The following is a 9,677-nucleotide window of genomic DNA, read 5'->3' on the forward strand; positions in this document are numbered from 1 at the left end:
CACCCCGATGGGCATGCCTGCCAGCAACACGGCCATGCGACCGACATTGCGGTTATCCTCGCCGGCCTGATTGGCGCAGCCATAAATCAGGTCATCCACGGCCGCCCAGTCAACCTGGGGGTTGCGTGCCATCAGCGCCGCCAGCGGAACCGCCGCCAGATCATCCGCGCGAACATGTGCCAAGGCCCCGCCATAGCGCCCGACAGGCGTGCGCACGGCATCACAGATGAAGGCGTCCATCGTGCCTCACTCCCTCGCTATTTTCAGAAACGCCGACGATTCTCCCAAATTCGCCGACCGATTGGTCAATGAATACCATCGACACATTACAAGTCAATACATCATGGGCGGTTTGATGTAATGTTTTGCCCGGCAACGCGGGGGTGCAGGGGCTTTGCCCCGATCCTGGGGGGGCGATCTGGAGGGGCGGTTCGGGCTAGGCCAGACCTGCCAGCAAAGCCTCGCTGGCCGGGGTTGCCGCTGGCAACGGGCCAGCCTCGTCTTCCATCGCCTCGGCGATCCCGGCCTGTGCCGCCGGGCTGAGCAATTGATAAATCTCACAAAAAACGGTTTTCGCCTCCGAACCGCTCCAGCGTTCCGGCAGGATTTCGGCAGGCAATAACGGGTCGCGCAAAAGCGCGCCACGATAGACATGCACCAACAAAAGGCGCGCCGTTAAGGCCTCTGCCGGGGCCAGACGGTGCCCCGCCCGCAGCGTATGCAGCAAGGGGGTAAAGCGGTGAATGACCGCCTCATACCGCGCCGCCAAGGCGTTCAGATCCCAGAACCGCGCCAATCCCGGCAGCAGGGCGGGGTCATTGCCGGGGCAGCGCAGCAAAAGCTGCGCTTGCGGCGGCAGATCGCCCCAGTCGGGGCACATCCACAGATCGCCGCCCATAGGCGCCAAGTGGAAGCGCCGCCGGGTCTCCTCTGGAAACCCCTGTGCCGCGACAACCAGCCATCCCGAAGGCCGCAGCCCGGGCGCATAAAGCAACCGCGCCGCCTCGGCGAATTCCGCGCGGGCGGCGGGCGCAAGGCGGTAGAAGCTGCGCCGTCCGATCCGCTGCCCTTGCAGCCGATCCGCCACGACAAGCCGCGACACCGCAGTGCGCACAAGGTTTTCACGAATCCCGACGCGATCACAGACGGAGATAAGGCTGCCCATCCACAGCACCTCGCCGCGCGGGGCCACGGCATCGCCATAGACGGTCACGATGAAGGAGGCCGCCGTCATCTGGAGGTCTTTGACGAGGCCAGTGAGAACGGCGTCTCGCATCTTGGACATATGCTCCGGGCGAAAGGTTGGGATTTGCGGGCAGGTCAGCCGCGACCCCATCTAGCACAGGCGCTTGCGGAAACTCCACCCGATGCCCTGCGCGCGTCCGCGCATACTCCCTTCCCCCAAAGCCCGGCCAACGGCGCTGATCCGCGAAGCCTCGGGAACCTCCTTGCCTTCTGCCGGTTTCCCAGACGATCCGAATGCAGGAGGGCTCTATGGATGGCGGGATCAGAAGCCGTGGCTGCGCGCACCAGCGATCCGATAAACTCGGGTGTCATCCTCCTTGAAAACGACCCGCGCCGCGCGTTGCGCCTTGCAAGAGTGCTGGAGCGGCGCGGCGCGCGGATTGTCGGTTTGGCCTGTGATCCGTTCAGCGCCCTGGCGATTGCGGAAGGGGAGCATGCCGATTTCGCCGCGCTCGACGCCGATACTCCGCCCGACGATCTGCGCTGGCAAACGGCCGCTGCGCTTTTTGCGCGACTGGGCATTCCTGCCCTCGCCCTCACCGCAGACGGCACGGCCAAGGTGCTGCGGAACGGAACGTCCCCTTGGCCGTTACCTTTCAGACCACAAGGAGATCGGCCATGGCACCTCGGGCGAACTGGAAGGGGTTTCTGAAAGTCGCGGAACTGTCTTGCCCAGTCGGGCTTTACACGGCGGCTTCGACCTCCGACCGGATTTCGTTTCACACCATCAACCGGGCCACCGGGAATCGGATCCGGCGGGAATTTGTCGATGCCGAAACCGGGAAACTGGTCGAACGCGACGATCAGGTGAAGGGCTATGAGCTTTCGGAAGGCGAGCATGTCGTGCTGGAGCCGGAAGAAATCGCCGCGGCCATCCCCGAGAGCGACAAGGTGCTGGCGGTGGCGGCCTTTCTGCCCTGCGCAGAGATTGACGATGTCTATTTCGACAAGCCCTATTATCTGGCTCCCGCCAGCCGCCCCGGCCAAGAGGCCTTCACGCTGATCCGCGACGCGCTTGCCGCAGGCAAGGTTGCCGCCATTGCCCGCACGGTCTTGTTTCGCCGGATGCGCAGCCTTCTGATCCGGCCCCATGGCCAGGGTCTGCTCGCCACGACCCTGAATTTTGACTATGAGGTGCGCTCGGCTGAGGCCGCGTTCAAGGACATTGCCGCCGTCAGGATCGAACCGGAGATGCTGGATCTGGCGCGGCACATCATCCAGACCAAGACCGGGACATTCGACCCCGCCGCCTTCGATGACCGCTATGAGGCCGCACTGGAAGAGCTGGTCAAGGCCAAGAGCGAAGGCCGCAAGCTGCCCGCGCGAAGGGCGCCGAAACGCGAGAAGGTGGTTGATCTGATGCGGGCCCTGCGCGAGAGCGCCAAAGCCGGCAAGGCGAAGCGCGCGCCTGCGCCCAAGCGGAAGGCCGGTTGACCATGCCCCTGGAGGCGTATCGCCAGAAGCGCGATTTCACCGCGACAGCAGAGCCGAAGGGCCGCAAGGCGCGCAAGGGCGGCAACAGCTTCGTGATCCAGAAACACGCGGCCCGTCGCCTGCATTACGATTTGCGGCTGGAAATGGAGGGGGTCTTGCGCAGCTGGGCGGTGACCCGGGGGCCAAGCCTCGTTGCCGGGGAAAAGCGGCTGGCGGTGCATGTGGAAGATCACCCGCTGGCCTATGGCGATTTCGAGGGCACCATTCCCGAGGGCGAATATGGCGGCGGCACGGTGATCGTCTGGGATCGCGGCAGCTGGTCGCCCATCGGGGATGGCGCCAAGGGCTATGCCAAGGGGCATCTTGAATTTGAACTCGCGGGCGAGAAACTGCGGGGGCGTTGGCATCTGGTGCGGATGCAGGGCAAAACCGGGGAGCGGCGCGAGAACTGGCTGTTGATCAAGGCCGAGGATGCCATGGCCCGCCCGGCGGATGCGCCCGACATCCTTGAGGCGCAGCCGCTGTCGGTCAAGACCGGGCGTGACGTGGCCGACGTGGCGGCCGAGGCGCCGGGCAGGCCCGCGAAAGCCCGGCGCGCCCGGCAGAAACCCGCGCAACCGGCAGCAGCGGAAGAAACCGAGACCCCGCCTCTTGCGGCCACAGAGGCCAAGGGCGCCCGGAAAGCCCGGATGGCGGATTTCGTCGATCCGATGCTGGCCACGCTGGCCCCCGCCGCGCCTGCGGGTGAAGGGTTGCTGCATGAGATCAAATTTGACGGCTATCGCCTGCAAGCGCGGATCGAGGCCGGGCGAACCCGGCTTTTGACCCGCAGCGGGCTGGACTGGACCGACAAATTCGGCAAGGCGGTGCCTGCCGCGCTGGCCGCGCTGCCCATCGGGCGCGCGATCCTGGATGGAGAGCTGGTGGTGGAAACCGCCTCCGGGGCGTCGGATTTCTCGGCCTTGCAGGCCGATCTCAGCGAGGGGCGCACGGACCGCTTTCTGTTCTACGCCTTCGACCTGCTGCATCTGGACGACCACGACCTGCGCGATGTGCCGCTATGCGACCGCAAGGCGCTGCTGGAACAGCTGCTGACCGAAGCCGGGCCGGAGCTGCGCTACAGCGCGCATTTTGACGAGGGCGGCGCCATGGTGCTGCGCCATGCCTGCCGCCTGAGCCTTGAGGGCATCGTCTCGAAACGGCGCGACGCCCCCTATCGCTCCGGGCGGTCGAAGGGCTGGATCAAGTCGAAATGCTCGGCCCGGCAAGAATTCGTGATCGGCGGTTTTACCCCGTCCACCACCTCGCGCAGGGCCATCGGGTCACTGGTGCTGGGCGTCTATGAGGGGAAGGCGCTGCGCCATGTCGGGCGGGTTGGCACCGGGTTCACCGCCCGGGTGGCGGAGGAGCTGTTCACCCGGCTGGACAGGCTGCGCGACGCCGAAAGCCCCTTTGCCGGGGCGCTGACGGCAGAGCAGGCCAGCAAGGTGCGCTATGTCCGCCCCGAGCTGGTGGCCGAGGTCGAGTTCCGGGCCTGGACGGCCGACGGCCACCTGCGCCACGCCGCGTTCCGAGGCCTGCGAGAGGATAAACCGGCCCGGCAGATTGTCCGGGAAGGGGCCGCGCCCAAGGCCGCCGCCGAGCCGAAGCGCAGGGTCAGGCTGACGCATCCCGACCGGGTTTACTGGCCAGAGGTCGGGATCACCAAAGAGGGGCTGGCAGATTACTATTCCGATGTCTGGCGCAAGATCGCGCCCTTTGTCGTCGGGCGCCCGCTGGCGCTGCTGCGCTGCCCCGAGGGCATCACCGGGCCTGCCTTCTTTCAGAAACACGCCTGGAAAGGGCTAAGCCCGAACATAGATCTGATCAGCGACCCGACAGACCCCAAAGACCCGCTGATCAGCATCGGTGATCTGGACGGGCTGATTGCGCTGGTGCAGGCCGCCGCGCTGGAAATCCATCCCTGGGGGTCGACGGTCGCCGAATGGGAGCGCCCGGATATGATCGTCATGGACCTCGATCCGGGTGAGGGCGTGCCGTGGCTCCGGGTCATCGAGGCCGCCCGGGAACTGCGGCAGCGATTGTCCGATGCCGGTCTTTCCGCATTCGTCAAGACTTCGGGCGGCAAGGGGCTGCATGTGGTGGCCCCGCTGAAACCCCATGCCACCTGGCCCGAGGTAAAGGCCTTCACCAAAGCCATGGCGGAGGCGATGGCGGCGGATGCGCCCGACCGCTACGTCGCGACGGTGTCGAAAGCCAAACGCAAGGGCAAGATCCTGATCGACTATCTGCGCAACCAGCGCGGGGCGACTGCCGTTTCCGCCTATTCGACCCGCGCCCGGTCGGGGGCAGCCGTCTCGACCCCGCTGTTCTGGGAGGAACTGAGCGCGGAGATCGGCCCGGCACATTTCACCGTGACCAATCTGTCGAACCGCCTTGCCGCTCTGGAGGCCGACCCATGGGAGGGGTTCCGCGCGGCCGCCGTGCCGCTGAAACCCGGCCCGCGCAGGCGCTGATCAGCGCGCCTTGCGGCCCGTCTCCGCCGCCAGACTTTTCTTCAGCGCATCCATGATGCTGACGACATTGCCCCCGGATTTCGGTGCCGCCTTGGCCTTGGCCGGGCGCTTGCGGCCCTTTTTCTTGGCGGCGATGATGTCGAGCAGCCGATCCTGCACCGGATCCGCCACCATTTCGGGCGACCAGGGCTGCTTTCGGTCATGGATCAGCTGCTTGATCAGCTTCATCAGCGCGGCCTCGGGTTTCTCTGCGGCGATCCCGGCGAAATAATCGGCCTCGTCGCGCACCTCATCGCCATATCGCAGGGTCCAGACCACGATCCCCTTGCCGCGCGGTGCCAGCATCACCGCCCGTTCGCGCCGATACAGCACCAGCCGCGCAATGCCGACAGTGCCGGTCGCGGCCATCGCCTCGCGGATCACCGAAAACGCCTCCTCGCCGACGCGGTCGGCAGGGCTGAGGTAATGCGGCGTGTCATACCAGATCCAGCCAATGCTCTCGGCTGGAACAAAGGTCTCGATGTCGATGGTCCGCGTGCTGTCCAGCGCGACACTCTCCAGCTCTTCCTCTTCCAGCAGAACGAAACCATCCTCGCCGCGCGGGTATCCCTTCGCCTCATCCTCTTCGCGGACCGCCTCGCCGGTGACCGCATCGACATGGCGGCTGACGACACGGTTGCCGGTTTTGGCGTTCAGGGTGTGAAACCGGACCTTCTCGCTGTCGCTGGTGGCGGGGGCCATGGTCACCGGGCAGGTCACGAGCGAGAGTTTGAGATAGCCCTTCCAGAAACTGCGTGGTGCCATTTGGATGTTCCCACAGGGTTTGATCCCCGTAAACGCTGCGCGCGACCAAGGGTTCCGGCCGGGCGGGCGGATGGGCGCCTGCCAATGCGGGGTTCGGGGTTCGGGGTTTGGGGGTCGCTGTCCGCTTGCGCCGGTCGCCGAACCTTGAAGCATGGCAAAGACGCCAGCCCTGCGCGGGTCGGGAACATTCGGGGGGGCTTGTGGTTGGATCAGTCCACCCACCTGAAACAGGAGAAGACCCATGGCGAACCAGCAACAGAATACCCCCCAGAAGGACCAGCAAAACCAGCAGGGCACTGCTGGCGGCCAAAAGGGTGGCCAGGGCGGCCAGCCGGGGCAGGAGCAGCAAGGCCAGCAAAAGCCGGATCAGAAATCCGGGCAGCAGCAGGCTGGGCAGCAGACCGGCCAGCAGACCGGCCAGCAGAACCGCGACAAGCGCTGACGCGGGTTCGGGGCCGCAGCGGGTGATCGGAAGGTGCGACCGACACCCCCCGGCCCAGACCAGAACAGCCCGGCCAAAAGGCCGGGCTGTTTTCTTGACAGGGCAAGGCGCTGCGGTCGCGGCCGCGCCCCGAGGTTCAGGGCTTCAACACCACCTTGGTCCATTCGTTCTGATTGTCGCGAAAGTTGCGATAGCCTTCGGCGGCCTCTTCCAGCGGCAGGCGGTGCGAGATCAGGAAGGTGGTGTCGATTTCCCCTTCGCCAATCCGGCGCAGCAGGTCCTGGGAATAGCGTTGCACATGGGTCTGGCCGCTGCGCACCTCCAGCCCCTTTTGCATCAGCGCGCCCAGCGGGAACTTGTCGACCATCCCGCCATAAACCCCCGGGATCGACACGCGCCCGCCCTTGCGCACTGCCATCAGCGCCATGCGCAAGGCATGGCCCCGGTCGGCCCCCAGCCCCACCTTCTGCTTGACCGTATCCATCAGATTGTCCGGGGCAAAGCCATGGCTTTCCATGCCGACCGCATCAATCACGGCATCCGGACCGATCCCGCCCGACATTTCCATCAGCGCCTCAAGCACATCGGTCTGGGTGTAATCAATCACCTTGGCGCCCAAACCGCGTGCCAGATCAAGACGATGGGGATAGTGGTCAATCGCGATCACCTGTCCCGCCCCCATGATCAGCGCCGACTGGATCGCAAACAGGCCAACCGGGCCGCACCCCCAGACCGCCACCGTATCGCCTTGACGAATGCCGGCATTTTCCGCCGCCATCCAGCCCGTCGGCAGGATGTCGGACAGGAACAGCACCTGCTCATCCTCCAAGCCCTCGGGGATCACGATCGGCCCCACATCCGAAAACGGCACCCGCACATATTGCGCCTGCCCGCCGGGGTAACCGCCGGTCAGATGCGAATAGCCGAAAAGCCCGCTCATCGCATGGCCATAGGCCAGCTCCGACGCATCCTGGCTTTCCACCGGGTTGGAGTTGTCGCAGGCGGAAAAAAGCTGCATCTGGCAAAAGAAGCAGCTGCCGCAGGAAATGGTGAAGGGCACCACGACGCGCTCGCCCGGGCGCAGCGTGGATTGAGGCCCCGCCTCGACCACCCGGCCCATGAATTCATGGCCCAGAATATCGCCCCGCGCCACACCGGGAATCACGCCATTGTAAAGATGCAGGTCAGAGCCGCAGATCGCCGTGGCCGTTACCTCGATGATCGCATCGCGCGGATTGATCAGCCGGGGGTCGGGCACGGTCTCCACCCGAACGTCGTGAGTGCCGTGAAATGTCAGTGCGCGCATCTCAATGCCCTTTCTGGGCCGGGGGCGAGGCCGTCGCGATCTCGCCGGTTTCCATCAGCATCTTCAGCCGCTTCAGCTCGTGCCGCCCCAGCCTTGCGGGATCGGTGCCAAAGGCCTTGGCCATCCAGTGCCCCATGGTGCCGCCGGGCGGCTGATAGGCGATGACCGCCTCGACCACAGTGCCACGCCCGGCCGGGGCCTTGCGGAACATCACCTTGCCCTCGGCCTCGATCTCTGACCCTTCGACCGAGCGCCAGGCGATCAGCTCGGAGGCGCGTTCGGTGACGATCCGCGTCAGCAGGGTCACCTCGGCCTCGGCGGGGCCGCGCAGAACCCATCGCCAGGTGCCATCCTCCGCCGCTTCGACCGACTGCACATGGCGCATGAAGCGCGACAGCTGCGACGGGTCGCGCCAGATCGCGAAAAGCGGCTCGGGTTCGGCGGCGATGGTGACAGAGCGCCCGCCGACCACATAATCGCCGAACCAGGTTTGCCGGGCCGTGCGGCCCGGTGCGCTGTCCGGGGGATGGGAGGAGGCAGGTTTGCGGGCGGCCCAATAGGCGGCGACCGCCAGTCCCGCCACGCCCAGCGGGAGGGCGAAACGTGTGAGGGTTTTGTGCATGGCATCATCCTTTCGGACTCTGCAACCCTCGCCCCCCACAAATGTTCCGGCCCCCCGGCCCCCAGCCCCCGGCGGCAAGGCAGCGCCGCAGTGCAATCAGGGCAGGGTGTTCAGGGCAGAGAGGGGGAAGCGGCAGCGCCAGGTGAGGCCGCCGGGGGCATAGTCGATGCCGACCTCGGCACCAAAGGTGGAGCGGATCAGCGTATCAATCACCGTGGTGCCAAAGCCGGTGCTTTTGGGCGGATGCAGCACGGCAGGCCCGCCGGTCTCCTGCCATGTCATGCCGAAACTGTCGCCCTCCGCGTGCCAGGTGATGACCACCGTGCCCGTATCGGTGCTGAGGCTGCCATATTTCGCCGCATTGGTCGCCAGCTCGTGCAGCGCCATGCCCAAGCCCTGCGCCGCCCGGGCCGACACCCGCAAATCCGGCCCCGACAGGCGAAATTGCGGGCCGCCCCAGGCGCCGAAGGGGGCCAGCTGCGCCTTGATCAGGTCCTGGATCTGGATGCTCTCCCAGCTGTTCCTGACCAGAATATCCTGATTGGCCGCCAAGGCATGCAGCCGCCGCGTGAAGGATTCATAAAACGCATGCGAGGCCTTGGCCCCGGTCTGGCGCGCGATGGCCTGGATCAGCGACAACAGGTTCTTGCTGCGGTGGTTCACCTCATGCATCAGCATCTGGCGGGTGGCCTCCCATTCCTTGCGGGCGCTGATGTCCTGAATGATCTTGATCACCAGAATGATGGCGCCATCCGGCCCCCGCACGCAGCTGACCGAGGTGAGGCCCCAGACGATCTCGCCATCCTTGCGCAGATAGCGTTTTTCCAGAACGTAGCTGTCCTTCAGCACCTCATCATGCAGCTGGTCGCGCGCATCCGAGGTTTTCTGCACATCATCGGGATGGGTAAAGCTGTCCACATGGCGATGTTCCATTTCCTCCGGGTGATAGCCCAGCATCTCGGCGAAATTGGGGTTCACCCGCAAAAGCGTGCCGCAAGGATCGACGATGCTCATCCCCACGGCGGCGCTTTCAAACATGGTCTGGAACTGCCGCTGCGCCAGCTCGACCTCCTGCATCCGCTCCCGCACCCGGACTTCCAGCTGGTTGTTGTTTGCGGCCAGCGCCTCCACCGCCAGACGGTGCTGGCGCACGGCGGCGGCCACGACATAGCCGGTGGTGGCCAGCACCAGAACAAGGATTTGCGAGATTGCATGTTGCCGCACAAGGCTTTGGCCGGGGTCGGTTGCCGGATGGGCCTGCGCGAAAAACCCGATCAGCGCGACCAGCAGAAAGATGGCGGCGGCCGT

The 9,677-nt window shown here is 65.6% G+C and carries 9 protein-coding genes and 1 pseudogene; 4 read left to right on the plus strand and 6 right to left on the minus strand.

All coding sequences use genetic code 11. From position 1 onward, the window contains the following. Both JNN06_RS13440 and JNN06_RS13445 read right to left on the minus strand, forming a co-directional pair. Nucleotides 1-240, minus strand: a pseudogene (locus JNN06_RS13440) (3-oxoadipyl-CoA thiolase); the annotation flags it as partial. Nucleotides 241-436: 196 nt separating this feature from the next. Then, the gene (locus JNN06_RS13445) at nucleotides 437-1,276 is read right to left on the minus strand and encodes a PaaX family transcriptional regulator C-terminal domain-containing protein (RefSeq protein WP_291240103.1); all 840 of its coding nucleotides are present in this window, start codon (nucleotides 1,274-1,276) and stop codon (nucleotides 437-439) included. A gap of 222 nt (nucleotides 1,277-1,498) precedes the next feature. Between JNN06_RS13445 and JNN06_RS13450 the strand changes: the two genes are divergently transcribed. From JNN06_RS13450 to ligD, 3 genes are read left to right on the plus strand one after another with little or no spacing between them, the layout of a single operon-like run. Then, nucleotides 1,499-1,897, plus strand: coding sequence for a hypothetical protein (locus JNN06_RS13450; protein WP_291240104.1), 399 nt, complete (start codon nucleotides 1,499-1,501; stop codon nucleotides 1,895-1,897). Beyond that, complete coding sequence (locus JNN06_RS13455) at nucleotides 1,864-2,679, plus strand: Ku protein (RefSeq protein WP_291240105.1); 816 nt, start codon at nucleotides 1,864-1,866, stop codon at nucleotides 2,677-2,679. Before JNN06_RS13450 ends, JNN06_RS13455 begins: the two co-directional genes overlap by 34 nt. Nucleotides 2,680-2,681: 2 nt before the next feature. Then, complete coding sequence (ligD, locus tag JNN06_RS13460; protein ID WP_291240111.1) at nucleotides 2,682-5,195, plus strand: DNA ligase D; 2,514 nt, start codon at nucleotides 2,682-2,684, stop codon at nucleotides 5,193-5,195. Here the strand turns inward: ligD and JNN06_RS13465 are convergent, their stop codons facing one another. Then, nucleotides 5,196-5,999 (minus strand): Ku protein, encoded by an 804-nt coding sequence (locus tag JNN06_RS13465; RefSeq protein WP_291240106.1) that lies wholly within the window; start codon nucleotides 5,997-5,999, stop codon nucleotides 5,196-5,198. A gap of 241 nt (nucleotides 6,000-6,240) precedes the next feature. Between JNN06_RS13465 and JNN06_RS13470 the strand changes: the two genes are divergently transcribed. Next, nucleotides 6,241-6,441 (plus strand): hypothetical protein, encoded by a 201-nt coding sequence (locus JNN06_RS13470; protein ID WP_291240107.1) that lies wholly within the window; start codon nucleotides 6,241-6,243, stop codon nucleotides 6,439-6,441. Nucleotides 6,442-6,577: 136 nt separating this feature from the next. On the opposite strand, the gene JNN06_RS13475 is transcribed toward JNN06_RS13470, so the two are convergent. The 3 genes from JNN06_RS13475 to JNN06_RS13485 all read right to left on the minus strand — a co-directional run. After that, nucleotides 6,578-7,747, minus strand: a complete 1,170-nt coding sequence (locus JNN06_RS13475) for a zinc-dependent alcohol dehydrogenase (protein ID WP_291240108.1) — start codon at nucleotides 7,745-7,747, stop codon at nucleotides 6,578-6,580. Nucleotide 7,748: 1 nt separating this feature from the next. Beyond that, nucleotides 7,749-8,369, minus strand: a complete 621-nt coding sequence (locus tag JNN06_RS13480; RefSeq protein WP_291240109.1) for an SRPBCC family protein — start codon at nucleotides 8,367-8,369, stop codon at nucleotides 7,749-7,751. Between the two features lie 96 nt (nucleotides 8,370-8,465). Beyond that, on the minus strand, nucleotides 8,466-9,677 hold a 1,212-nt coding region (locus JNN06_RS13485), incomplete at its 5' end, for a sensor histidine kinase (RefSeq protein ID WP_291240110.1).

The sequence above is a fragment of the Gemmobacter sp. genome, assembly GCF_016792925.1.
GTDB lineage: Bacteria > Pseudomonadota > Alphaproteobacteria > Rhodobacterales > Rhodobacteraceae > Gemmobacter.

Coding starts and splice junctions, on each gene's coding strand:
- JNN06_RS13470 (WP_291240107.1), top strand. CDS start 6,241: ATGGCGAACCAGCAACAGAATACCCCCCAGAAGGACCAGCAAAACCAG.
- JNN06_RS13445 (WP_291240103.1), bottom strand. CDS start 1,276: ATGCGAGACGCCGTTCTCACTGGCCTCGTCAAAGACCTCCAGATGACG.
- JNN06_RS13480 (WP_291240109.1), bottom strand. CDS start 8,369: ATGCACAAAACCCTCACACGTTTCGCCCTCCCGCTGGGCGTGGCGGGA.
- JNN06_RS13455 (WP_291240105.1), top strand. CDS start 1,864: ATGGCACCTCGGGCGAACTGGAAGGGGTTTCTGAAAGTCGCGGAACTG.
- JNN06_RS13475 (WP_291240108.1), bottom strand. CDS start 7,747: ATGCGCGCACTGACATTTCACGGCACTCACGACGTTCGGGTGGAGACC.
- ligD (WP_291240111.1), top strand. CDS start 2,682: ATGCCCCTGGAGGCGTATCGCCAGAAGCGCGATTTCACCGCGACAGCA.
- JNN06_RS13450 (WP_291240104.1), top strand. CDS start 1,499: ATGGCGGGATCAGAAGCCGTGGCTGCGCGCACCAGCGATCCGATAAAC.
- JNN06_RS13465 (WP_291240106.1), bottom strand. CDS start 5,999: ATGGCACCACGCAGTTTCTGGAAGGGCTATCTCAAACTCTCGCTCGTG.